Source organism: Thermogemmatispora argillosa, assembly GCF_059696725.1.
Genome location: NZ_AP019377.1, coordinates 4,147,880 through 4,171,621, shown reverse-complemented (window position 1 = coordinate 4,171,621; position 23,742 = coordinate 4,147,880). Strand labels below are relative to the sequence as shown.

The 23,742-nt window shown below is 59.8% G+C and carries 18 protein-coding genes; 11 read left to right on the top strand and 7 right to left on the bottom strand.

Going from position 1 to position 23,742, the window contains the following annotated elements; translation table 11 throughout:
• Positions 1-131 precede the first annotated feature (131 nt).
• The 3 genes from AC6H1L_RS16290 to AC6H1L_RS16280 all read right to left on the bottom strand — a co-directional run bounded on the left by AC6H1L_RS16290 (position 132) and on the right by AC6H1L_RS16280 (position 1,788).
• Positions 132-707 carry a GTP-binding protein gene (locus tag AC6H1L_RS16290; RefSeq protein WP_151726936.1) on the bottom strand — a complete coding sequence of 192 codons (576 nt, stop codon included), beginning with the start codon at positions 705-707 and terminating at the stop codon, positions 132-134.
• A gap of 27 nt (positions 708-734) precedes the next feature.
• Positions 735-1,229 (bottom strand): roadblock/LC7 domain-containing protein, encoded by a 495-nt coding sequence (locus AC6H1L_RS16285; RefSeq protein ID WP_497598538.1) that lies wholly within the window; start codon positions 1,227-1,229, stop codon positions 735-737.
• Positions 1,230-1,422: 193 nt separating this feature from the next.
• On the bottom strand, positions 1,423-1,788 hold the full coding sequence (locus AC6H1L_RS16280) for a roadblock/LC7 domain-containing protein (RefSeq protein WP_497598537.1): 366 nt from the start codon (positions 1,786-1,788) through the stop codon (positions 1,423-1,425).
• 365 nt (positions 1,789-2,153) lie between these two features.
• Here AC6H1L_RS16280 and AC6H1L_RS16275 point away from each other — a divergent pair, with 365 nt between their 5' ends.
• Positions 2,154-2,909, top strand: coding sequence for an N-acetylmuramoyl-L-alanine amidase (locus AC6H1L_RS16275; protein ID WP_497598536.1), 756 nt, complete (start codon positions 2,154-2,156; stop codon positions 2,907-2,909).
• 139 nt (positions 2,910-3,048) lie between these two features.
• On the opposite strand, the gene guaB is transcribed toward AC6H1L_RS16275, so the two are convergent.
• Positions 3,049-4,608, bottom strand: coding sequence for an IMP dehydrogenase (gene guaB, locus AC6H1L_RS16270; protein ID WP_497598535.1), 1,560 nt, complete (start codon positions 4,606-4,608; stop codon positions 3,049-3,051).
• 435 nt (positions 4,609-5,043) lie between these two features.
• A complete protein-coding gene (locus AC6H1L_RS16265) occupies positions 5,044-5,217 on the bottom strand; it encodes a hypothetical protein (RefSeq protein WP_497598534.1) in 174 nt (57 codons plus the stop codon).
• A 259-nt stretch (positions 5,218-5,476) separates the two neighbouring features.
• On the opposite strand from AC6H1L_RS16265, the gene AC6H1L_RS16260 reads away from it, so the two are divergent.
• Entirely contained in the window at positions 5,477-7,021 is a 1,545-nt protein-coding gene (locus AC6H1L_RS16260; RefSeq protein ID WP_497598533.1) for an amino acid permease, read from the top strand.
• A gap of 216 nt (positions 7,022-7,237) precedes the next feature.
• Positions 7,238-8,806: a helix-turn-helix domain-containing protein gene (locus AC6H1L_RS16255; protein WP_497598532.1), complete on the top strand. Its 1,569-nt coding sequence runs from the start codon at positions 7,238-7,240 to the stop codon at positions 8,804-8,806.
• Between the two features lie 15 nt (positions 8,807-8,821).
• On the opposite strand, the gene AC6H1L_RS16250 is transcribed toward AC6H1L_RS16255, so the two are convergent.
• Complete coding sequence (locus AC6H1L_RS16250) at positions 8,822-9,766, bottom strand: ABC transporter permease (protein ID WP_497598531.1); 945 nt, start codon at positions 9,764-9,766, stop codon at positions 8,822-8,824.
• Positions 9,763-10,752, bottom strand: a complete 990-nt coding sequence (locus tag AC6H1L_RS16245; protein WP_497598530.1) for an ABC transporter ATP-binding protein — start codon at positions 10,750-10,752, stop codon at positions 9,763-9,765. Before AC6H1L_RS16245 ends, AC6H1L_RS16250 begins: the two co-directional genes overlap by 4 nt.
• A 485-nt stretch (positions 10,753-11,237) precedes the next feature.
• On the opposite strand from AC6H1L_RS16245, the gene ade reads away from it, so the two are divergent.
• The 8 genes from ade to AC6H1L_RS16205 all read left to right on the top strand — a co-directional run bounded on the left by ade (position 11,238) and on the right by AC6H1L_RS16205 (position 23,683).
• A complete protein-coding gene (gene ade, locus AC6H1L_RS16240; RefSeq protein WP_497598529.1) occupies positions 11,238-12,974 on the top strand; it encodes an adenine deaminase in 1,737 nt (578 codons plus the stop codon).
• Between the two features lie 97 nt (positions 12,975-13,071).
• Entirely contained in the window at positions 13,072-14,031 is a 960-nt protein-coding gene (locus tag AC6H1L_RS16235) for an FAD binding domain-containing protein (protein WP_497598528.1), read from the top strand.
• A 4-nt stretch (positions 14,032-14,035) separates the two neighbouring features.
• Positions 14,036-16,981, top strand: a complete 2,946-nt coding sequence (locus AC6H1L_RS16230; RefSeq protein ID WP_497598527.1) for a molybdopterin-dependent oxidoreductase — start codon at positions 14,036-14,038, stop codon at positions 16,979-16,981.
• A gap of 73 nt (positions 16,982-17,054) precedes the next feature.
• Complete coding sequence (locus tag AC6H1L_RS16225) at positions 17,055-18,083, top strand: alpha-hydroxy acid oxidase (protein ID WP_497598526.1); 1,029 nt, start codon at positions 17,055-17,057, stop codon at positions 18,081-18,083.
• Between the two features lie 140 nt (positions 18,084-18,223).
• Entirely contained in the window at positions 18,224-19,465 is a 1,242-nt protein-coding gene (gene thrC / locus AC6H1L_RS16220; RefSeq protein WP_497598525.1) for a threonine synthase, read from the top strand.
• 62 nt (positions 19,466-19,527) lie between these two features.
• Positions 19,528-20,460, top strand: coding sequence for an amino acid kinase family protein (locus AC6H1L_RS16215; RefSeq protein WP_497598524.1), 933 nt, complete (start codon positions 19,528-19,530; stop codon positions 20,458-20,460).
• A gap of 413 nt (positions 20,461-20,873) precedes the next feature.
• Complete coding sequence (locus AC6H1L_RS16210; protein ID WP_497598523.1) at positions 20,874-21,893, top strand: hypothetical protein; 1,020 nt, start codon at positions 20,874-20,876, stop codon at positions 21,891-21,893.
• Positions 21,894-22,333: 440 nt separating this feature from the next.
• The gene (locus tag AC6H1L_RS16205) at positions 22,334-23,683 is read left to right on the top strand and encodes a tetratricopeptide repeat protein (protein ID WP_497598522.1); all 1,350 of its coding nucleotides are present in this window, start codon (positions 22,334-22,336) and stop codon (positions 23,681-23,683) included.
• Positions 23,684-23,742: the final 59 nt, after the last annotated feature.

Here is a 23,742-nt window from a genome sequence, read left to right as displayed (position 1 = left end):
GGACGAAGGAAGAAGAGCAGCGATCTTGGTCGCGAGGGAAGCAGGCAGCGGGCTGTTTGGCCGCCGCTGCAGCGTGTCGGGGTCCGGTCCGAAAAGCCCGCAGTCCACAGCCCAGCCCGCCAGCCAGTCGCTCAGAGCTGGGCGATGACACTCTTACTAATAGCGCGCAGCGTAGCGAAGACGCCAATTCCACTCGAAGCAACCGCCTCGAAAGCTGGCACCCTCCGGCGGTTCAAATAACGGTCGAGCACATGAACGGGCAAAGCCGAGGGGAGATCACGTTTATTCCACTGCATCACAAACGGGAAATGGCTGAGATCCTTACCGAGGCGCCGCATATACATCTCCAGCTCGGCAATGCTCTGGACATTTTCCTCAAACTTTTCCGCTTGCGAATCCACCACAAAGACGATCCCATCGGCGCCATTGAGGACAGCCAGGCGAGTACGCTCATAAAGGATCTGGCCGGGCACCGTATACAAATGGAAGCGAGTGCGGAAACCATGCACCGTACCGAGGTCGAGGGGGAGGAAATCGAAAAAGAGCGTACGCTCAGTTTCAGTCGCGATGGAGAGCATCTCACCGCGGATGGCGGGGTTAATGCTCTTATACACGTACTGCAGATTAGTAGTCTTCCCACAATATCCAATGCCGTAGTAGACAATTTTGCAATGGATCTCGTGAGTAGCGATATTGATAAGAGCCATAGAAACCAATTACCTCGGAAGCAGGCCCTAATCGCGGAAAAGCAGATCGATCGTATCCTCGACAGAGGAGCGGAACTCCACATTAATCACGGACGTCTTGCGACGAGTCGTATCGGCCTTGACGCGAGCCAGGACACGCACCAGCTCATCGGTAGCCTTTTTAGAGAGCACCTTGACCAGGCCGATATGAGTGAGTTTATCAAAGACGATGACCAGCAGCCACTGTTCCTCGACGAGGGTGGTATAGATATTCTCATGCATGCCCTGCTGGAAGATCGTACGGAAATCCTTCTCCCCGAGGAGTTCAGCCACCTGGCGAGAGGAGGAGAAGGCGCCGGCGAGCAAGGCACCCAGGGAAGTCACATTGCGGCGCACCCCATTGCCGAAGTTAGAGATCACCTGGCCGCTCTTATCGAGCAGCATCACAGTGGACGCGCTGGTATCGTGCAACAACTTGCTGAGTGTTGCCCGGATAGCCTCAAGTTCATGATCCGAAATAACCAGATTTGATAATTGCTCCATGTACGCGCCGCCTCCGGTCCGGTACAACAAGCTTAGCGTGCACAGCACAGGCACAGCTTCATGAGCGCCAGCGAGCAGCGGGCGTCATGAACAAACCGCAGCAAGAAAGCCACAAAGACAGATAGATAGCCAAACAGACAACGTAACCGCACACGAGCGAGCTAGTGAGCGAATGGCGAGCGAAGGCGCCTGATCAAGCGATATCGAGCGCTTCGAGGATCTCATCGCGGCTGCTTTTGATCAGATGGCGAACCCGCCCCAGAGCCGAAGCGGAGTCGAAGACCGTCACGATCAGCGCGAAATCGCCCAGAGGGTCAGCGCTCACCAGGCCGTGCTCGAACTCGACGAGAGTGCCAACAAGCCCGCCGCGAGCGATCTCCCGTCCCAGAGCCTCCGCGGCGCTCAGGCCACTTGTCATAATAGCTCCCACGGCTTCGAGATCCTCCTTGCTATCGCGGGGGACGCCCTCGATCAGCAGGCCGTCTCGTCCGACGAGAATGGCCATCCTCACGCCCGGGATGGTCAAGAAGCGGCCCAGCGCCTGCTTCAGGTCAACCATGCTCTCCTCCGTCTCTCACGGAACGCACCACCGCAACGGGTTGGTCGGTAGATCGATCGATCGGTCGCACAGATAGAACTACCTTACCTTGCTGACTGGTAGCTAGCTAGCGAGCGAATGAACGACGAAAGAAGCCAGACAAACATATGGTATGGGTTTGCGCCTCGCGGCAGGTGGATGTAGGGAACGCCGGTGCCAATTATCCAGCGTGTTCCCGCCTATGCTCTGCCATACGGGGACTGCTGGTATTGTATACGATACGGCTTGGGAGCGCAACTAGATGAGACTTCTTGGCTAATGGTTATATGTAGATGTTTGCGCGAAGCCGTTTCAGTCATCAATCCAAGGACAAGGAGTAGCTCTCGATGGACGAACCTGGAGCGTTGTGGTGCCCTTCGCCCAATTACTTCCCCGGTCGTCGTGGGGAGCGAGCACGTTGGATTATTGTGCATGGGACCGCTGGTTTTGCTACTGCAGAGGAGGTGGTGGCCTTCTTCCAGCGCCCTGAGACAGAGGCGAGCACGCATTATCTGGTTGGGCGCGATGGGCGCATCTTTCAGCTTGTGCGCGAGGCTGATGCCGCCTGGGGCAACGGTTTGGTGAGCCGCGGGCACGATCGCTGGTGGGGAGCCGTGGGTAATCCCAACTACGTGACGCTCTCGATTGAGCACCATAAGCTGAGGCGCGATAATGGCGACGAGCTAACTGAAGCGCAAAAGCGCGCCAGTTTCTTGCTGATTGCCCATCTCTGTGAGCGGCACGGCATTCCGCGGCGGTACGCCGATGCCCAGGGCGGCATCACTGGTCATTTCTCGCTCGACCCAGAAGGACGCAGCTATTGCCCGGGTCCTTATCCCTGGGATGAACTCTTTGCCTACCTGGCTAGCTATGGTCAGCCTGATGAGGTGGGCCTGACCAGGTCTTTGGCTCCCGGGCAGCGTGGTGCTCCTGGGACTGGCGATTCTCCTTGTGCCGAACTCCGGCAACAGCTCGCAGAGCTGCGGGAGGTGGCTGCTGCTTTTCAGCGCCGCTTGATTAATGTAGAGCTAGAGTTGGCCCGGCTGCGGGGCCAAGAGAGGCCGCCCGGCAGCCGGACGCCCAAGCGCTCAGCGGATTGCTGAGTCTGGGCCGTTCATACGCCCTGGCTGTCTGGTAGGCCCGGCCCGGTCGGGGCAGAGCAAGTCATAGCGGGTGCTTGTGGCTTGCTCTGCCCTCGGGCGAGCGGGTGCCCCGCTTCTCCCAAGGCTACTTTTTACGAGACTAGCGGAACTTGGTACCGTAGTTGGGCGCTTCCTTGGTGATCATGACATCATGGGGATGGCTCTCGCGCAGCCCGGCACTGGTGATGCGCACAAAGCGCGTGCGCGTTTGCATCTCCTCAATTGTGGCGCAGCCGGCGTAGCCCATCGCCTGGCGCAGCCCACCGACAAGCTGATGTACGAGGGGTCCTAACATGCCTTTGTAGGGGACGCGTGCTTCAATGCCTTCAGCGATTAGCTGAGACTCGTCGCCGACTTCGCCTTGAAAGTAGCGATCCTTACTATAGCTGCGCTGCTTCATGGCAGCGATCGACCCCATACCCCGGTAATCTTTGAAGCGCTCGCCGTGCGAGATGATCAGCTCGCCAGGGCTTTCATCAACACCAGCCAACAGGCTGCCGAGCATGACGGTATCGGCACCAGCGGCAATGGCCTTGGCGATGTCGCCTGAGTACTGGATGCCGCCATCACCGACGATCGGGATGCCATAGCGGCGGGCCACGCGCGCACATTCATAGATGGCTGTAATCTGCGGCATGCCAACGCCAGCGATGACGCGCGTCGTGCAGATGGAGCCTGCTCCAATGCCAACCTTGACGGCGTCTGCTCCCGCCTGGATCAAGGCCTCGGTAGCTTCGCCGGTGACAACGTTGCCGGCCATGATCTGGACTCGTTCGCCGAAGAGGCGCTTGAGACGCGCCACGGTGTCCACGACCATCTGCGAGTGTCCATGCGAGGTATCGACGACCAGAACATCAGCCCCTTCTTCAACCAATGCCCCAGCGCGCGCATCGGTGTCAGGTCCAACTCCAACCGCTGCCGCGACCCGCAGGCGCCCGTATTCATCTTTGGCGGCATTAGGATAGAGGATCTTTTTCTGAATGTCTTTGATCGTTATGAGGCCGCGTAACATGCCGTGCTCGTCAACGACGGGCAGCTTCTCGATCTTGTGGCGGTGAAGAATGTCGCGCGCTTGCTCCAGGGTCGTGCCCACCGGTACGGTGATCAGGTTCTCGCGCGTCATCAGCTCGGAGACCGGTCGGTCAAGGTTGGTCTCAAAGCGAATGTCGCGATTGGTGAGGATGCCTACCAGTTTGCCGTTTTCGACAACGGGAATCCCAGAAATGTGGAAGTGCTGCATGACCTGGAGCGCTTCGCGCAGGGAGGCCTGTGGCCCCAGGGTGACAGGGTCGGTGATCATACCCGATTCGGAACGCTTGACTTTATCAACCTCTCGCGCCTGGTCCTCAATCGAGAGGTTGCGGTGGATGACACCGATGCCCCCCTCGCGCGCCAGGGCAATGGCCATGCGCGCTTCGGTGACCGTGTCCATTGCGGCGCTGACGATGGGAATGTTGACGCTAATGGTACGGGTGAGGCGGGCTTTGGTTGAGACATCACGGGGTAGGACCCGCGAGGCTGCCGGGATGATCAGGACGTCGTCGAAGGTCAATCCTTCGCCTACGAATTTCTCTCGGCCATCTAGCTCAAGTTCGGCCGGTGCAATGGCAGGATGCGCTTGCAGGTCGTCAATGGTTTCTGCTGTATGAGCCTCGGCCATAGTTCTCCTTCCTTTCCTCCTTCAACATACGCGAACGCCCGGCACGTGGTCCCGCGTCCTCCAGGCTGTGGAGTTCGGTCGGTCTGTTGTGCCGGGCCACTCGTTCCTCTTCCGCAGGATAGACGAACGCCGCACTACGGGACGCCTTCCCTCCGGCTTGCTCCTCCCTCTGGCTGGTCGGCCTGGCCAGCATGGTCGCAGCAGGCCTGAGCGCACAGTCGGGAGGTCGCTCGCTGGCTTTTCCCCTCTGGTTTGTTCAGGGGTCATCTTATCGTTTTCACAGGGGTGCGCTTCCTGGGTTGCCTGTCCTGCCTTGATCCTGATTTTGCGGGCAGTATGGCAAGCAGTACGTCTGTCCTTCTGGCATGGTGGCACTGTGGCGCCCCGCCGCATGAACCCGCTGAATACAGGCCTTGGAAGGGTCGCGGTCCGTCTCTACACCCGCTGGCCGCTCTTCGGCTTCATCTGACCGGTCAGGACCACATCCTCCCGCTGATCAATGAGCGAACCAGCCTCTGAGTGAGACTGATAAGCGCTCGCTCGGGTCGGGCGAGGCGTCAGGGTTGGCACCGCCTTGGGCGGCTGCCTTGGGCGGCTGCCTTCGGCCATTTGTTCTTTCTATAAGAACACATCTTTCCCCCCTCTGTCAAGGCACGCCAAGCATGGACAGCTTTCGCATGCTTCTACTGCTTATACTTCCTTCAGTACAATATGAATGAAGGTGTTTCTTGTGTAAAATGCGGACTTGATCGTGAGGCGAGCCGCCCGCTTGATGCGCTAGCTCGTCTAAGCGCTCTCGTCTCTTCTGTTCTGTCTATCAGCACCTGGAGGCGCAGGGTGGAAGGAGAAGAGGAAGGAGGAATAGGTTATGAGAGGGCAGCAATCAGATGGCAGGGATGCCAATATACAGAGCGGAACCGGCGGCTTAGCAGGCCGCGTTCCCCAGACAATCTGCCCGCCAGCGCTCTCCCACTATTACACGAGACGGGCCTTACCCCGGCCTATCGGATCGCTTGATCTTTGCCTGTTACACTTTGCAGCGTCGTTCGCCCCCGGTCCGCTATGGCAGTTGATCAGGGAAGGGCCACTGACTGCGCTCGCCGCGACTGTGAGCGCCGCGCTATTCTTGTTCCCTGTGACGTTCGCCGCTGCACAATTGATGGCCCTGGCTCCCGCTGAGGGAGCAGTCTATACCTGGAGTGCACGCTTGCTAGGACCTTACTGGGGCGCGGTCGTGGGAATCAGCGACTGGCTGCCCGGTTTATTGGCCGCCGTCAGCGCCCTGATTAGCTTTGTCACGACACTGCAGAGCCTGAAAGCAGGTTGGCTGGCTGAGCCGTGGCAGCGCGGCCTGGTGATTATGGCCTTACTTCTCTTACTGCTGCTCCTGGGTTGGCAACGCCAGCGGACAGTACAGCGCGTTGTCAATGCGCTGAGTATGCTGATGCTGCTCATCGTAATACTCAGCGGGATCTGCAGTCTTGTGCTGCTACAGCAGCGAGCCTGGTTACTCCCGCCCTTCTGGCGCGCCGGCTGGTCCGCCAACAGGCCCCCATCCGCGCCCAGTAGTCTGGCAGCATTGCTTTACCTGGGTTACAGCGCCCCTTTAAGCATGGCGGGCGAGCTGCGCCCAGGTCTCCCCCCGGGCCGTTCCTTGCTTGGCAGCGCTTTGCTGCTTAGCGGTAGCTACTTGCTGCTGGCCTTCTCGGCGCTGGTTGCTCCCAGCGATGAACCTGGTCTTGTGCTGGAAATGGCCCTGGGGCACGCCGCTGGCAATCTGGCCCTGGTCGGCTTGCTGGCTTTCTATCTCTGCGCGGCCTTTGTCCATACTGCTGCCTGCACACGCCTGCTACTGGTGGTCAGCCTCGATGGCCTGGCGCCAAGCGGCCTGGCCCGGCTGAATCAGCAACGCATCCCCTGGCGCGCTTTCGCCACGCAGACGCTGCTCACAGGCTTGGTGACTATCTTGCTCAGCGTGCTGCTCCCCCAGATGCATCTGGAGACAGTTTCTACTGCGATCGCTCTGCCATTGCTGCTAGCCACGATGGCTTTGCTGCGGATGTTCGTCTCTTTCTTCTGCTTCTATATACTCATTCTGGCATCTTACCGAGGGCCAGAGGCGAGAGTGAACGGTAGAGCCGGTAGTCCCTGGCTGCTCTGGCCAACGACAGCCACGGGTGTGGCGGGAAGTACGCTGGTCAGCCTGGGAATACTTGCACATTCCTGGACTCCGGCGCTGCCCGACGCCACCTGGACTTTGCTGGCCGGCATCCTTATCTTGCTCTCTATAGGTACAGCGACTATGGCTGCTTTGCCAGCAACTGCCCACGCTGGTCACCTGGGTTCTCTGCCTGCTCATGGGACCGCTGAGAGAGCAGACGGAGCCGCATCAGGAGCAGGCCCCTGTCCCTGAGTAGCCGCGATGCGGTCAGTACTGGGCGGAATAGGGCCAGAGAGAACAGATCAGCCGAACGCGGGCCGCTTGCAAAATGATCGTCGAAACGTTACAATGACTGATTGAGATTGAAATATTCAAATTATCAGTCTCTTTCTTGTGTATCAAGAAGAGATGTTTCAGTGAGCACAGAGGCTCTCAGATGCAGAAGCGGAAAGGGTAAGGGAGAGCAGCATGGCAGCTGAGTGGTGGAGGACCTACGGAGCATTTGACCCCGAAGATGAACACGGGCACTATCCCCATCCTGGTCAGGTTGTGGCGCATTTCCGTCGCCAAAAAGGCTGGTCCCAGGCGGAGCTGGCGCGCCGGCTAGGCGTTCACGCCCGCATGATCTACTACCTGGAGAAACAGCAGCAGGGACTTGACTCGCTGAAGCGGCGACGCCAACTAGTCGAGTTACTCGCCATTCCACCGGAGCTGCTGGGACTTGATCCGCAGCATCCACGTCAGACCGGCTCGCCGCCGTGGTGGGTACAGGAAGGCTACCCGGCCTTTCCTGCCGGCGAGGACGGCTATCCGCAGCCGGGAGCCATCATCAAGTACTATCGTCAGCAGCAAATTCGGCGTCAAGAGAGCGGTGAGCGCACGTGGACTCAGGCCGATCTGGCAGAGGCTCTGGGCCTGTCGGAGCTGGCGATCCGCCGCATGGAGAATCGCAGCGATTATCTGGATTCCTCACGGCGCCGCCGCATGCTCTCCGCCATTCTAGGCATTCCGCCCCATTTGCTCGGGCTGGCCACCCAACGCCCCCCATCTGCAGACCACCTCGCTTCTCCCCCACCTGCCCTACTCCTCCCCAGCGATGCGAACGAGGAACCTCTACTAGCTACCTACCAACGTCTGCAGGCAGAGCTATATGCCGAGTTCCGCACGAGCCGCCAACCAGCGCTATTGACGCGCGCTCTGCGACGCTTCACGTACCTGAAGCGACTTGCCCCCCTTATACGGCATGACCTCAGAGGAGAATGCCTACGCTTGAGCTTTAACTACGCGCAACTGGTAGCCGATGGCCTGACAGATCTCTACGGTATGGCCACGGCCCTACCGTTCATCAAGCTCTGCCTGACCGTAGCTCGTAGCTGGGAGGCCCTCGACAGCCCTGGGCCTCAGCCTCACAGTCGCGTTCATCTTGACCTGCTGGCTAATGCTCTCATCGGGCAAGCCATTGCCCATTTCGAGCTAGGCGAGCCGGAGAGCGCCAGGCGACACGCTGAGGAGGCTCTGGAACGCGTGGCCCAGACCTGCCCTTCTGTGAAACGCTTCGTCCTGGAGGAGGCCGCACATATCCTGGCCCACCTGGCCAGAGATGAACCAGAGCGCAAACAGGCTCTGACCCTTATTGATCAGGCAGGGCACCTGCTGAGCGCGGCAAGCGCAGATGACGACCCCTACTTTCTCGCCGCTGATCTTGGCTACTACCACTTGAATCGCGCCAGAACGCTGCTGGCCCTGGGCCAGGCTCGCCAGGCCCTTGGCGAGCTTGACCAGGCCAGTCAGCATATAGAGCCGCTGTTTGTCACACGCCGGCTGTTCATCCTGATCTATCGCGCCCTGGCCCACCTGGAGCTGAAGGAATACGAGATCGCCACCTCGCTCGCCGTGCAAGCGGCCAGCAACGCCCGCGAGGTCAACGCCCGGCGAGCGCTAGTCTATCTCTGCCTTCTCTATCAGCGCCTTAAGGCCAGTCCTTACGCTAGTCGGCCAGCCACGGCCCGTTTGGGTTGGTTACTTGGTCAGTGCTGACGCTGCCAGCGCAAGCTACTCTTTCACGTCGCGGTTGCGCGTCAGCACCAGCGAAATGGTCAGAAAGACCAGGGCATAGCCAAGCAGGAGAAGCCAGATGTGACGGGCATCGATCAGCTTCAGGTTCAGGGGCAGCGTGCCGAGCGAGACAAAGCGGAAATCAGTGAGGACGCTCGCCATCGCGTTGAGGTTAGGGCCAAGCAGGTAGGCAGAAAGATCCTGCCAGAACGGATTATCCGTCAGCCGGAAAGCAAAGTAGAGGAGCGCAACGAGAAAGTTATCTGCCGGAAAGTAGCCAATAGCAGCGCTGACTCCAAAGGCCTGGGAGCGTCCGATGACGGCCAGCGTCACCGCCATCAGGATGGAGAGGAGCATGCTGCACCCCACACTGAGGACAGCCAGCCCGGCATCATGCCAGAATGCAGCGTTAGCCGCTTTGAAGACCTCCAGATTGCCGACCTTGATGAGGGTCAGCAGGGACGCGCAGACAAAGACTTCTATCACACCGAGCAGGAGGACGAGAGCACTGACCAGTAGCAGCGTCAACAACTTTGCCCAGAAGAGTTGGAGGCGTCCGACGCCCCGCGCCAGGAGAATGCGAATCGTGCCAAGCTGATATTCCAGGCCGATGCAGCGAGCCGCCAGAACGATCAGCACGATTCCGCTGAAGACGCGCAATATGTCTATTCCTCTCAATTGTTGATAGAGGTATAACAAAGGATCTTTCTGGATCTCACTCCCAGGAGTAGCAAGAGCAAACTCTAAAACATAGAGACCGGCATTGCAGCAGAGCAGCAGAGCGAACAAAGTCCAGGTGGTCCACTGACGTGAGAGCTTGAGCAGCTCGGCCTGTACCAGTCCCCAGAAGCGAGGTCGCAGATGGCGCACCTTCAGGTGGGGTAGCCCGCTGCTGCTGCCATCATTGGAAAAAGCCGTTGTTGCCTGTGTTACCGTTGTCATCGTAGCGCGCTTCCTCCTATGAGCGAGTCGTTACCGGTTAGTTGCAGGAAAACCTGCTCCAGGTCGAGCGTTGCGGGGGACAACGATTCCGGAATGAAACCTGCTTCCATCAGAAAGCGATTGAGCTCGCGCCCGCGCCCTCCGGGAGCGGGTGACACCAGCTCACCGCTCTCGTTGAGGCGGGCGCTTGCCCCCCAGGGCTGACTGCGCACGAGGCGCAGGGCCTCCTGTGGACGCTCCACCCGTACGATGAACTCGCCCCGCCCGCGAGTCAGCTCTTCTACGCTGGCCACGGTCACCAGTCTCCCCAACCGGATAATTCCCACGCGCGTACAGATCTGCTGGACCTCGCTGAGCAGATGACTGGAGATAAAGATGGTTTTGCCTTGCGCGGCAAGTGCATGCAGTAGATCGCGCATCTCGACGATGCCAGCAGGATCAAGGCCATTAGCTGGCTCATCGAGGATCAATAACTCAGGATCATGCAAGAGCGCCAGAGCCACGCCCAGACGCTGCTTCATACCCAGCGAGTAGGTTTTGACGCGATCCTTTTGCCGGTTTCTGAGACCCACCATTTCCAGAACTTCATCAATGCGGCGCTCGGATACGCCCCCCAGTGCTGAGGCCACGGCTCGCAAGTTGTCGCGCCCGGACATGTACAGGTAGAGTGCCGGCGTTTCGATCAGCGCTCCGACACGCGGCAAGACTGAGCTGGCCCGGCGGCGCAGGTCCTGGCCAAAGATCTCGATGCTACCAGCCGTTGGCGTAATCAACCCCAGGAGCATGCGAATGGTGGTTGTCTTGCCCGCCCCATTGGGGCCCAGAAAGCCAAAAATTTCGCCGCGCCTGACTTCCAGATTGAGATCAGCCACCGCCAGACGCTGGCCATAGCGCTTGGTGAGGCCACGTGTACGCAATGCCAGGCTTTCAGCCGATGCCGTGTATTCTGCCCCAGAAGTAAGCATGGGCTGTGTACTTTGTAACATAAGGTCTTCTTTTTGCCTCTAACTAGCTAGTAGTATGTATCTGCCATCGGTGAAGAAAGAGAGAGGTGATGAGCCGGAAATGAGAAGGAGGAGCAGACAGCTCCGGCTTCTCATTCTTGAGTGCCCTTATTCATCACCGTCTGGGAGAATTTTCAGCGAAGCTGAGTCCCGTGTTACAGGGCCACAGACCTCGCCAGAGAGCGCGGCTCATCAGTTCAACAGTAGTAAAAGGGAGGAGGCGCAGGCCCGAAGCAGGCTATGCCCTCTCGACGTGAGGCCATATTTCTGCTACCATGTGCGGCAATAGCAGGCGTGATAGCAGGGATGCCCAGCCGGCAGCGGATGGATCAGCGACTTATCAAGCCCATAAGCCAATCTGGACAACGCGGAACACGCCCGCACTCCAAAGGTGTCAACTGATCCCCAAACAGGTGAGGTGTACTAGCAGTCTTAAGCTGCCTATTTTCCGGCCAGGAGGTTCTTGGATGTACACGGTGGAAGGACTCCGGCAGCGCATTCGTGTGGCCCGAGGAGATGAACCTGCCGATCTGGTCCTGCGCAATGCCAGGCTTGTGAATGTCTGCAGCGGCGAATGTTATCCCGCCGATATTGCTATTGCCGACGGGCGCGTGGTCGGCATCAGTGTTCCTGCTGGAGGCTATCACGGCCAGCAGGAGCGCGATCTTGAAGGGCGCTGGCTTGCGCCGGCTCTCATGGATGGGCATATGCACATTGAGAGTACCATGCTGGTTCTCTCAGAATTTGCCCGCTTAGTTGTTCCTCGCGGCGTAACTGCCGTGATGCTTGACCCACATGAGTTTGCCAACGTTCTGGGCCTCGCCGGCATTCGCTTTGTGCTAGAGGCGGGGCGTGATCTGCCGTTGGACGCCTTTGTCCTGCTCTCTTCCTGTGTTCCCGCCTCGCAGTACGAGACACCCTATCGCCCTCTGCTGGCCAGTGATTTGCTCCCTCTGTTGACTGAAGAGCGGGTGCTTGGTCTGGCTGAGATGATGAATATGCCAGGTGTACTGCGTGGTGATGAGCAGGTGCTCGCCAAAATTGCCGCCACGCTGAATCACGGTCTGGTTGTTGATGGTCACGCCCCAGGGCTGCAGGGGCGCGATCTTTGCGCCTACGCTGCTGCCGGCATTCTGTCCGACCACGAATGTACTACCCCCGCCGAGGCACGCGAGCGCCTACGCCTGGGGATGTGGCTGATGATCCGCGAAGGCTCGGCGGCCCGCAATTTGGAGGCCCTGCTCCCCCTCATCAAGGAGCTGCACCCTCCCCGTGCCTTCTTCGTTACCGATGATCGCGACCCGTTGGATCTGTTGGAGCGTGGTCATATTGACTCGATGGTCCGGCGCGCCATCGAATTGGGGCTGGACCCTGTGGAGGCTATTCGGCTGGCGAGCTACAATACAGCCCAATATTTTCGCCTCAGCGATCGTGGGGCCATTGTCCCGGGAGCGGTGGCCGACCTGGTCGTGCTCGACGATCTGACGACCTTCCAGGTGGAGTCGGTCTATAAAAATGGCCGGCTGGTCGCTCAAGGAGGGCGCTTACTCGTTGAGCTACCTGCCAGTGAGCCGCAGGGCCTTAGCAATACCATCCGCATAGCCGCGTTGCGTGAGGAAGACCTGCGCATCGCGGGGCGGCCCGGACCAGTGGCTGTGATCGGCATCGAGCCTGGCCAGATCGTTACTCGCCATCTGCAGCTAGAGGCTCCGCTGCGCGAGGGAGAGATCGTCGCGGACCCCGAGCGTGATCTACTGAAGCTTGTAGTGATCGAGCGCCATCACGCCAGTGGGCGCATCGGCCTGGGGCTGGTACAGGGCCTGGGGCTGAAGCGCGGCGCGCTGGCTTCAAGCGTTGCGCACGATGCCCATAATCTGGTGATCGCCGGCGCGAGCGACCGCGATATTCTCAAGGCTGCCGAGGCCCTGGCCGCGATGGGAGGCGGGTTCGCCCTCGTCGTTGATGGCGAACTGCGCGCCAGCGTTCCCCTACCGTTGGCCGGCCTGGTCTCCGCTGCTCCGATCTCTGAGCTGGTCGCTCGTCTACGCGCCCTGGACGAAGCCGCCGCCGCCCTCGGCTGTAGGCTAGAGCATCCCTGTATGACCCTCAGCTTTCTTTCTCTCTCAGTGATTCCAGCCTTGAAACTCACCGATCAGGGACTGATCGATGTCGAGCGCTTTGCACCGGTACCACTGCAAAGGTAGCTGATAAGCTAGCGGGCCTGGGGAAGGGCAAGCTAAGGTACAGTCTGATTGCTTGTCCAACCAGGCCTTGAGGCAAGGAAAGTCCGAGGATTCTAGCATGCTGCCAAATCTACTTGAATATCACTGGGTTGAGGACGTTGATGATGCCCTCATTCTGCTCTCGCGTCCTGATATTAAAACGGTGCCCCTGGCCGGCGGCACCTATCTGCTGGGTCAGAACGACGAAAGCATCCAGGCTGTTGTGGATCTACGCGATCTGGGCCTGGCCTATATTTCAGAAGACCAGCGCGGCATTCGTATCGGAAGCATGACGACCTTGCAGAGCATGGCTGAGGCGCCACTGCTCAAGAGTTTTCTCGGCGGTCTGCTCGCCCAGGCCGCCCAGTATTCAGCCCCCTCACCGCTCATGCGCAACGCCGCCACCCTCGGAGGCACGCTTGCGCTTGGAGCCGCCTCACAGGCTGATCTATTGACAGCGCTGGCCGTCGTCGATGCGGAAGTTGTCCTGCGCTCTGGCCAGAAAACGCAGGTCGACCTCCGCGGCGGTACGCCGGAGCGGCCAGGCCTCGCCCTTTCTGGAGTGACCTATAAAGGGAAACAGGAGCGGCGCATTCCCTGGCAGCGGCTCTTACTTGAGCGGCGTCCCCAGGAACTGATCATTGAAGTGCAGATCGCTCCCCCCGGTCGCGGCTGGGGCACAGCATTGCAGCGTATCGGGCGCAGCGCTGTTGATACAGCCTTGCTCATCGCTGCCGCTCTGGTGGAGGTCGAGAACGGACGCTATCGCCATGTGCGCCTGGCGCTCGGTGGGGCCAACATGGAACCACAGCGCCTGCACACCGTTGAACGGCACCTGGAGGGCCAGCCCGTCCAGGATCTGCGCTTATTGGCCGCTGCTGTTCAGGCCGGGCTGGCTGACTTTCGTCCTCCCGCCGATTTCCGGGCCAGCCAGGGCTATCGGCGCGTCTGCGGGGCTAATCTTGCCTATCGAGTCCTCGAAGAAGCTGCCAATATAGCACGCTGGCGCGATATTACCTCCTCGGAAGGGAGAGCGTAATCCTATGGAACTAGAATTGCGCATCAATGGAGTGATCAAAAGCCTGGATGTTGCCCCGAATGAGCTGCTGTTAAATGTTCTCCGGCGCGAGGGTTATTTTAGCGTCAAGCATGGCTGCGATCACGGACACTGCGGCGCCTGCACGGTGCTCATCGACGGCTTGCCGCGTCCAAGCTGCATCATGCTCGCAATGCAGGCAGCCGGCGCAACGGTCACCACAGTCGAGGGACTCGGCTCTTTCCGCCGCCTGCACCCTTTACAGGAGGCCTTTATCGACGCTGGCGTGGTTCACTGCGGCTTTTGTACGCCTGGCATGGTGCTTTCAGCTTACGCTCTTTTGCAGCGCAATCCTAACCCCAGCGAAGAGGAGATTCGCGAAGCACTAGCAGGGAATCTCTGTCGCTGCAGCGGCTATAATCGGATTGTGCAGGCAGTGCAGCGAGCTGCGGCCCTGTTGCGCGGTGAGGATATCGAGCCACTGAGTATCCCCGACAGTGGCGCTCGTACCCGTCCCTGGGACCTTGGACGCGCTTTGCCGGAGCCGCCCGAGCAACGATTAGCCCCAGAGCAGTCCACTGGAGGAGCGCAGCGCATCCATGTCATGATGGGGCGACCAGAGCGCCAAATCGATGCCATCAAGCTTGTCACGGGCAAGCCGGCGTTTGCCGACGACTGCGCCTTGCCCGGTCTCCTGCATGCCCGCCTGCTGACGAGTCCTCACGCCCATGCCCTCATCCGCGAGATCGATACCACGGAGGCGCGGGCCTTACCAGGAGTGCATGCTGTCTTGACCTACAAAGACATTCCGCGCATTCCCTACACCAGTGCTGGTCAGCCCTGGCCCGAGCCTGAGCCGCACGATCAGTACAGCCTGGACTATATTGTCCGCTATGTCGGAGACCGGGTCGCTGTTGTCGCCGCCGAGAGCGCGGAGATCGCCGAGCAGGCGCTTAAGCTGATCAAAGTCGACTATGAGCCATTACCCGCGGTCTTTGATCCCCGCCAGGCGCTGGAGCCGGGGGCGCCCCGCCTGCATCCAGAACCGGAGTCCTACCGCATCTATGACGCCGATCGCAACATTGCAGCCCGCGTCCAGTTTGAGCAAGGCAACATCGAGCGAGCCTTTAGCAGCGCCGAGCTGATCGTAGAGGGCGAATACATCGTTCCACAGATCCAGCACGCGACCCTTGAAACCCACGTTGCCATCACGTACTGGGACGAAGATGACCGGCTGGTCGTGCGCACAAGCAGCGAAGTACCTTATCATGTGCGACGGATTGTTGCCTCGCTGACAGGATTAGCGCCACGACGCATTCGCGTGATAGCACCGCGCGTAGGCGGTGGTTTCGGAGCCAAGCACGATCTCATAGGAGAGGATCTGTGTGCCTTGCTCACCCTGGCCACCGATCGCCCAGTACGCCTTGAATACAGCCGTGCAGACGAGTTTCACAGCGGTCGCGTGGTTCCAGGGCAAATTATTCGCCTCAAGACCGGTCTCCGCCATGATGGCACAATCGTCGCTCAGCAGATGCTGGCCTTGATCAACACGGGTGCCTATGGCAGCCATGCCACTGCTACCTCAGTCGGGACTGGCTTAAACAGCCTGGCGCTGTATCCCTGTCCGAACGTACGCTACAGCGCCCAGGCGGTCTATACAAACCTGCCTCCCGCGGGCAGCTTTCGCAGCAACGGGGCCACAGCCGGTCTCTTTGCCCTTGAAAGCCACATGGATGAAATTGCGCGCCGATTGGGCATGGACCCCCTGGCACTGCGGCGCAAAAACTGGCTCAAAGAAGGAGATGCCTACCCGTCCTTTGCCTTGACCAGCGGCGGCTATCAGTCCGCGCCGACCTCGGCTCCTCCCGCCGCGCCAGAGATACGGCTCAAACATTGCGGCCTGCCTTACTGCCTGCAGGTGGTGGAGGAGCAGCTCAACTGGCGAGAGAAACGCCGCTCGGGACAAGGCAGCGCCCGTCAGGGGGGACGCGTGCAGCGAGGCGTTGGCATTGCTCTGGCTGTGCACCTGCCTGATCCCCGGCAGCCCTCCCTGAGCAGCGCCACTCTCAAGCTCAACGAGGACGGCTCTTTCAACCTGCTGATCAGCCTTCCTGAGAACGGCAACGGTAGCCATACCATCCTGGCCCAGATTGCTGCCGACGTCCTTGGAGTGCGGCCCGAAGATATCCTGGTTCACCCCCCTGACACCGACTGCACGCCTTTTGACACGAGCAGTGACCCCTCGACCTCCCTCTATGCCTGTGTCCACGCCGTCAGGCAAGCCGCCGAGCAAGTGAGACAGCAGCTTCTCGCCACTGCGGCGCGCCTGTTCAAGGTGCCAGCGGAGAACCTGATGCTGGCCGACTACAAGATTACCGCCCCGGGCGGGCAGAGCCTCAGCCTCTCTCAGGTTGCTCTGCAGGCGCTCTATGGCGAACACCCCCGGCAGATCAGTGCTACCGCCTCCTGGAGCGCACCCTGTACGGCTCCGACCTTCGCGGCTCAAGGTGTAGAGGTCGAAGTCGATACGGAGACCGGCGGAATACGCATACTGAAGGTTGTTTCTGCGATCGATGGCGGCCACATTGTGAACCCGGTCATCGCCGAGGGACAGATCGAAGGCGGCATCGCGCAAGGCCTGAGCTATGGTCTGTGCGAGGAAATAGTGTATGATCAGCAGGGGAATGTAGTGACAACCAATCTGAACGATTACCGGATTTTGAGCGCCCGCGATATGCCCGAAACCAGCATTGTCCTCATGGAAGGAGACGGGACCGACCCGCTTGACATCCGCGATATCGGCGAGATCGCTATCGCAGCCGTAGCCCCCGCCCTGGCCAACGCCGTCGCCGACGCCATTGGAGTGCGCCTGCGTCAGCTTCCGCTGACCCCTGAACGTGTCCTGCGTGCGCTCTATCTGGCCAGGCAACAAGCGGCAGGCAGGCCAGCATGACGATCGCGCGACCGCCAGCCGGGGTAGCCGGACGGACAAGCGAGCGAACCCAACAGGAGGGAAGCAAAAGATAATGGACCTGCTGAATGTTTTCGACTACGAGGCACTGGCTCGTGAACGCATGGACATCAGTTCCTGGGTCTACTATGCCTGCGGAGCCGATGACGAGGTGACACTACGGGCCAACCGCAGTGCCTTTGAGCGCATTAAGCTCCGTCCCCGTGTGCTGGTCGACGTCAGCCAGATCGAGATGATCACCACGGTCCTCGGGACCCCTCTGCCGATGCCCATTCTCATCGCTCCAACGGCCCTGCAGGAACTGGCCCATCCCGAGGGAGAGTGCGAGATGGCGCGCGGCGCGGCCCTCGCCGGCACATTGCTGGTAGTCAGCACCTCAGCCAGCCGCAGCCTGGAGGAGGTAGCTGCTGCCGCTGGTGGGCCCCTCTGGTTCCAGCTCTACATCACGACGCGCCCTACAGCCCAACGCCTGGTTGCTCGTGCCGAGGCCGCTGGCTATCAGGGCCTGGTCTTAACTGTCGACACACCGCGTTGGGGAAACAAGGAGCGGGCGGCGCGGCGCCCCCTGACCCGCAGCATCCACAAAGCCAATTTTGAGGATGAGAGCGAAGGAGACCTGCCTGATCCTTCCTGCACCTGGGAGATCATCCCCTGGCTGCGCTCCCTCACTCGCCTGCCACTCATTCTGAAGGGCATCTTGACCCCGGAGGACGCGCAGCGAGCCTGCGACTATGGCGTCGACGCCATCATTGTCTCCAACCACGGGGGACGTCAGCTTGACGGAGTTCCTGCCACCATCGAGGTCCTGCCTGAAATTGTTGAAGCCGTGGCAGGGCGCTGCGAGGTTTACCTTGATGGAGGCATTCGCCGCGGCACCGACATTCTCAAAGCCCTGGCCCTGGGGGCGCGAGCGGTCCTTGTGGGACGTCCGCCGCTCTGGGGCCTGGCCGTCAATGGGGCCCAGGGAGTAGCCGATGTGCTGGACATCCTGCGCGACGAGCTAGAGCAGGCAATGGCCTTAGCTGGCTGCCCTCGCCTGGCCGACATCGATCGGTCTCTGGTCAGGCTGACACATGTGTCATAATAGCAAGCGGTGGCATGAGTGGAGGAAGAGAGCAGCTTCCTTTCTCCTTCTTGTCTCCCCAGCAGGCTGGCCGCCAGCCTGAGTCAGGCGCATGCCAGCCGTGCAATGTACCATCTCAAGTCAAAAGGATAGGTCGTTCTATGCTGTTAGCGAGCCATATTCTGAAGCTAGAATGTGTTCTCTGCGGCAGCAGCTATACACCGGGCAGCGTGAGCTACACCTGTCCGAACTGCGGTCCCCAGGGCACGCTACTGATTCATTATGACTACGATCAGATTCGTTGGAATTACCATGCCGAGAGCCGTGATCCCTCAATCCGGCGCTACCGCCCTTTTCTGCCTATCCCCTATGGCAATCGCTTAGCGCCACTCATCGTCGGAGGAACACCGCTCTATACAGCGGAGCGCCTCCGCAAACATCTGAACATGCGTAACCTCTGGGTGAAGGATGAGACACGCAATCCCAGCGGTTCATACGCGGACCGCGCGGCCTTCGTGGCAACGAGCCTGGCTCTGCCAGAAGAACGCAAGCTTGTCTGCGCCTCAACGGGCAATAGCGCCCTGGCCCTGAGCCAGCAAGCGGCAGCACTGGGACTGAGCTGCCAGCTCTTTCTTCCGTGGCAGAGTGCGCGCAAACTCGCGGGCGTTTTACAGCTGTGCGGCGCCAAGATCTTCGCCGTCGACGGCAGCTACGATGACGCCTTTGATCTGAGCATTGAGGCCACAGGCAAATTCGGCTGGTACAACGTCAATATTGGCTACAATCCCTATATGGTTGAGGGCCTCAAGACCGTCGGCCTGGAGATTGCCGAGCAATTAGGGCATGCTGTACCTGATGCCATCCTGGTGCCGGTGGGCGATGGCGGCTTGATCAGCGGCATCTACCGCGGCTTTGAAGACCTGCGCCAGCTCGGCATTGTCCGCCAGATTCCGCGCCTTATCGCAGTCCAGACGGAAGGTGCGCCAGCCTTTGTACGTTCCCTGGGGAACGAGGCCCTGAAGCAACCAGAGAGCGTTTCCCCAACGACGCAGGTGACCAGCCTCGCCGTCGGTCAGCCCCACAATGGAGCGATGGCCCTGCGCCATGTGCGTCAGAGCGGCGGCTTTGGCATCACCGTGAGCGACGAGGCGCTTTTCACAGCCCGTAAAGAGCTGGCGGCCTTGACCGGTATCTTTCTTGAGCCAGCGGGAGCGGCCTCCTACGCGGCCCTGCTTCAACTGCTGGAGGAGGGCAAGATCAAGCGTCATGAGACGGTGGTCTTGCTGGCCACGGCCAGCGGTCAGCGCAGTGGCGAGACGGTTGAGCAACGCGCAGAAGAGCTGGTCACCCTTGCCAGAGGGGCCGAAGGACTACGGTCCCTGGAACTACAGATCGGTGCCTGAGAGCGTCACAGCAGATACTCGCTGGCCAGTGGAGAGAACTCTCCAAGGAGGATACCCGTTCAATGAGCAAGCTGGCTGTTGTTGCCCTAGGCGCTCACTCCTTCAGCGAAGACGAGGGAGACAGGGATGGGCCTGGGCAGCTTGAGGCAATATGCACGTCAGCACGATATATAGTCGACTTGCTCGTCAACGGCTGGAACGTTGTTATTGCTTATGATAGCGTCTTCCAGGCCGATCTACCTGGCGAGCGCCTTGCTCACACGCCTACGCTTGCTTCCCAGTGGCTACCCGCAAACTGCCTGCCAGAGCTGCAGGGGAGAACAGGCTACCTGATTCAGCAGTCTCTGGACGAAGAGCTGCAACGCCGCGGATTGAATCGCCGCAGTGTCTGCTTGCTCACACGGGCCATTCTTCGCTCCAAGAGCGATGAGATGGCCCCCTCCCAGCTCACTGGGCCACATGGCCGCACGGCCCAGGCGACAGAGGAAGCGCGGGCAAGCAAGACCCAGCCGGCCCACCCAGCGGTAGAGGTTCAGTCGACTGAGGAAGTCGGAGAGATTGTAGAGCAAGAGGCCATCAAAACCTTGCTCCAGGCGGGGTTCATCGTGATCGCCGCCGCCGGGAGCACCGTCCCAGTTGTACGCGATAGTGAGGGGCGCCTGCGTGCCGTAGAGGCCCGGCTCCACGGCGATCTGGCGGCTAGTTTTTTGGCCACTCAGTTGAATGCCGATCTCTTCCTGATCACGATGGCCGCCGAGAAAGTGACCCTTTCTTCTCCGCAGGCCGAGGGAGCCTATCCACTGGAGATGCTTACGCTCGCCGAGCTGCGCCAGTACGAGGCTGCTGGCTGCTTTGCCGGCAACCAGCGTATAGGGTCAAAGATTCGCGCCGCCATCCGTTACCTGGAGCATGGTGGCGGCGCGGCTTTGATCACCTGTCCCCAGGCCATCGGACGCGCTTTAGCAGGACGTACGGGTACCTGGATACTTCCCTGAGCGCCGCAGCCCAGGAGCGGCCAATAGGGCAAGTGCCCGTAAGTGTCAGCAAGACCTTCCGTCTGGCTGGCTCGCTCGGCCTGGCTGATTGATTGGTTGGTTGGTCCCCCTTACACAAACAAACTAAGGCTTGCATCAAGGCCAGCGAGCCAGCCTTCACCTGTAACTTAGAACAAGACTGGACAGATTCTATTTCACGGCCAGCCGGCGTTTGTCGGCTCGCTCAAGTGGCCAGGCCTTTGCTTTCCCCGGCAGGAGCCAACATAGCCCGCAGGGTAGAATAACAATAGGGATCGACCTTCGTCGTCCGAGGAGCCTGCCCTGCCGGTCCCCCTTTGATAGCCAGCAGAGCGCAGTCTTGCTATAATAGCACCATGCCTAGAGACGGCATGAAGTGAGGGGAAGAGCACCTTATGGCCAGTCGCATACCTTCACGCCCGCGAGCAAGCGGCGCACTCCGCTCGCTGTTGCGTTTTATACCCTGGAAGCTGTTGCTTCTCTTGATTCTGTTTGGAGCTGTCGTCACGCCTGTTTTTGGCTACAGTTTCCACCTGGGGGACCGCATCATGCCGGCTATCAGCGGCTTTTTTTACGCGCTCGGGGTACCGGCGACGCCAGTGCCGACGCCCTATCCAGCCTTTGCCCGAGCCTTGCCGCAGCCTGGCTCGGTGCTTTACACGGTGCAGGAGGGGGATAACTGCGACGAGATTCTGACCGTCCAAATGCACATGATGGACGCAAGCCAGATCTTCAGCGATGCCAAACCGGAGACGGTGCAGGCCTTAAGCAGAGCCATTGGCAAAGACTGCCACAAGCTCCAACCGGGGATGGTGATCCGCCTCTCGCCGCACTACCCCTTGATGGCCCTTGGAGGAATTATCCTCAAGGCGCGTCCTGTCACTCCACCCCAGGTGCTGCCCACGCCGCTTATTCCCGTGCCGACGCCAGAGAATCAAGGCATTGACTGCTCACAGGGATGCACCATGCAGGTGCGTATCGCCCCTGGTGTTGAGGTCAATGTCGACGCCACGACCACCGTGCCCGTCCACGATGGCTCATGGATCTGGGCCTTTGCCACCTATCCACTGGCCCATGTGGCAGGCATGAGCAACTACCCCTACGCCAGTCCGCAGGCTTCGCTCAACGGCGCCACCCTGCACGCCTGCCAGATCCAGATTGACGATACCTACGACGACCACTCGTCTTCCTGCGACGAATTCCAGCCGAATACCATCGACGACGATGGTGGTGCCTGGCTGCTTGGTGTCGTTGGACCCAGCAGCCTCGATCACTGGAAACTCCCGCTGCACCTCCCCCAGGGCACGCGTGTCCTTCTCTGGCTCAGCCTGGACGCTCATGGTAATCTGGTCTTCCACAAAGGGAACGAAGTCTATCGCTACGATGAGCAGCAACAGATCTACGTACGGGTGTAAGCTGCATTAAAAGCAGCTTACACCTGCCGGCCTGGCCCGTCTCCTCCACCAGAGTCCCCCCTCAACGCTTGCTTCAACAATGCATCAGCCGGCATGAGCCGTTAGAAATCCTCAGCCCTTGGATCAGAGGTCGCCGGAGTTTGAAAGCGCCCTTCCCTTGCATTTCGCCACAGGAGCTGCTAAAGTTAACATGGATATGACCGGCAAGCGTTGCTTTAGTAAGCAGCTGTTGAGAGGAAGCAGTCTCAACGCTTGCCAGGCTTTCAGCAACATAGCCACACATAAAAGAGCGGTAGAGCCATTGGTACAGTCCGCCGGAGAGAGTCACACGGCCTGTCGCAGGGACGATTATCCGTATAGAGGAGAGAGGTGATTTTCAAACAAGAAGATGATCTTAGCACTTGCCGCAAGTCAGAGTTAGCGTGAAATAGGACATACCAATGACGTATCAGGAAGATAATCGCACCATTGACGCGTTAAAGGAAGCGCTAGTGGCCAGCCCCGAGAATGTTCCTCTGCGCAGATATCTGGCAGAGCTACTACTGAGCCAGGGGCGGATCGACGAGGCTATCGAGCAGTTCCAGGCAATCTTAGAACGCGGAAACGACCATGCCAGCCGGGTTGGCCTCGGACGCGCCTACTATCAGCGTGGCGATTTTGCACGCGCGGAGCAGTTTTTGCAGGCGGCTCTGGCCCAGCAGGCCACCCCGGAACTCTACTTGCTACTCTCGAAAAACGCCTTTGCGTGCAAAGAGTACCAGCGTGCTGCCGACTACTATGAGCAGGCCCTCAGCGCCGATGAGGAGCTACGAGACAGCTCCTACGAAGAGGAGCTGGCCAGGGAGGGCATAGTCATCAGAGGCAAGCTACGCCTGCTACGCTTTGCTGGGACCGCAGAGTCAGCAGAAGTCGGACAAGAGCAGGTCGAGCAGCCGACTCTGACCTTTCAGGATGTCGGGGGCCTGGAAGACGTCAAAGAACAGATCCGCCTTCAGATTATCCACCCGCTTCAGCATCCCGACCTTTTCCGCCGTTTTGGACGGCGCCTTGGGGGCGGTATTCTCCTCTATGGCCCTCCCGGCTGCGGCAAGACGTTTCTGGTCAGAGCAGCGGCGGGCGAGAGCCACTGTCACTTTATCAACATCACTATTCACGACATTCTTGACATGTACATAGGGAACAGCGAGAAGAATCTTCACAGGATCTTCGAGCTGGCCCGACGCAACCGCCCCGCGCTCGTCTTCATCGACGAGCTAGATGCCCTCGGAAGGAGCCGGCAGCAATGGCGCTCGTATGATCTGCGCACCTTGACCAATCAGCTCTTGCTAGAACTCGATAGCATGGCAGCAGACAACAGCGAGATCTTTGTCGTCGGCGCCACAAATAGCCCCTGGTTTGTTGATAGCTCGTTGCGACGGCCTGGGCGCTTTGACCGCGTTCTCTTCGTTCCGCCTCCTGACCTGGAGGCACGCTGTGAGATTCTGCGCATTCATCTCCTCGACAAGCCCAGCGAGAACATCGACTATCAGCAGATCGCCAGGCGCATGGAGAAGTTCTCCGGCGCTGATATTCGAGCCGTCTGCGAGCGCGCCACCGACGCCGTCCTGAGCGAAGTGCTCAGGACCGGGCAGCCGCGGCCTTTGCGCACCAGTGATCTGCTGGCCGCCCTCAAGCAGGTTCGCCCCTCAACCCTCGAATGGTTCGCCACCGCCAAAAACTACGCCACCTACAGTAATGAGGGTGGACTCTACGATGACGTGGTCCAGTTTCTGCAAAAGACCAAGTGGTAGCCATGCCAGAACAAGAGAGAAACAAGGCCCCCACCCCTGACAGCGAAGCAAACTATAGG

Coding starts and splice junctions, on each gene's coding strand:
- AC6H1L_RS16290 (WP_151726936.1), bottom strand. CDS start 707: ATGGCTCTTATCAATATCGCTACTCACGAGATCCATTGCAAAATTGTC.
- AC6H1L_RS16285 (WP_497598538.1), bottom strand. CDS start 1,229: ATGGAGCAATTATCAAATCTGGTTATTTCGGATCATGAACTTGAGGCT.
- AC6H1L_RS16280 (WP_497598537.1), bottom strand. CDS start 1,788: ATGGTTGACCTGAAGCAGGCGCTGGGCCGCTTCTTGACCATCCCGGGC.
- AC6H1L_RS16275 (WP_497598536.1), top strand. CDS start 2,154: ATGGACGAACCTGGAGCGTTGTGGTGCCCTTCGCCCAATTACTTCCCC.
- guaB (WP_497598535.1), bottom strand. CDS start 4,608: ATGGCCGAGGCTCATACAGCAGAAACCATTGACGACCTGCAAGCGCAT.
- AC6H1L_RS16265 (WP_497598534.1), bottom strand. CDS start 5,217: ATGGCCGAAGGCAGCCGCCCAAGGCAGCCGCCCAAGGCGGTGCCAACC.
- AC6H1L_RS16260 (WP_497598533.1), top strand. CDS start 5,477: ATGAGAGGGCAGCAATCAGATGGCAGGGATGCCAATATACAGAGCGGA.
- AC6H1L_RS16255 (WP_497598532.1), top strand. CDS start 7,238: ATGGCAGCTGAGTGGTGGAGGACCTACGGAGCATTTGACCCCGAAGAT.
- AC6H1L_RS16250 (WP_497598531.1), bottom strand. CDS start 9,766: ATGACAACGGTAACACAGGCAACAACGGCTTTTTCCAATGATGGCAGC.
- AC6H1L_RS16245 (WP_497598530.1), bottom strand. CDS start 10,752: ATGTTACAAAGTACACAGCCCATGCTTACTTCTGGGGCAGAATACACG.
- ade (WP_497598529.1), top strand. CDS start 11,238: ATGTACACGGTGGAAGGACTCCGGCAGCGCATTCGTGTGGCCCGAGGA.
- AC6H1L_RS16235 (WP_497598528.1), top strand. CDS start 13,072: ATGCTGCCAAATCTACTTGAATATCACTGGGTTGAGGACGTTGATGAT.
- AC6H1L_RS16230 (WP_497598527.1), top strand. CDS start 14,036: ATGGAACTAGAATTGCGCATCAATGGAGTGATCAAAAGCCTGGATGTT.
- AC6H1L_RS16225 (WP_497598526.1), top strand. CDS start 17,055: ATGGACCTGCTGAATGTTTTCGACTACGAGGCACTGGCTCGTGAACGC.
- thrC (WP_497598525.1), top strand. CDS start 18,224: ATGCTGTTAGCGAGCCATATTCTGAAGCTAGAATGTGTTCTCTGCGGC.
- AC6H1L_RS16215 (WP_497598524.1), top strand. CDS start 19,528: ATGAGCAAGCTGGCTGTTGTTGCCCTAGGCGCTCACTCCTTCAGCGAA.
- AC6H1L_RS16210 (WP_497598523.1), top strand. CDS start 20,874: ATGGCCAGTCGCATACCTTCACGCCCGCGAGCAAGCGGCGCACTCCGC.
- AC6H1L_RS16205 (WP_497598522.1), top strand. CDS start 22,334: ATGACGTATCAGGAAGATAATCGCACCATTGACGCGTTAAAGGAAGCG.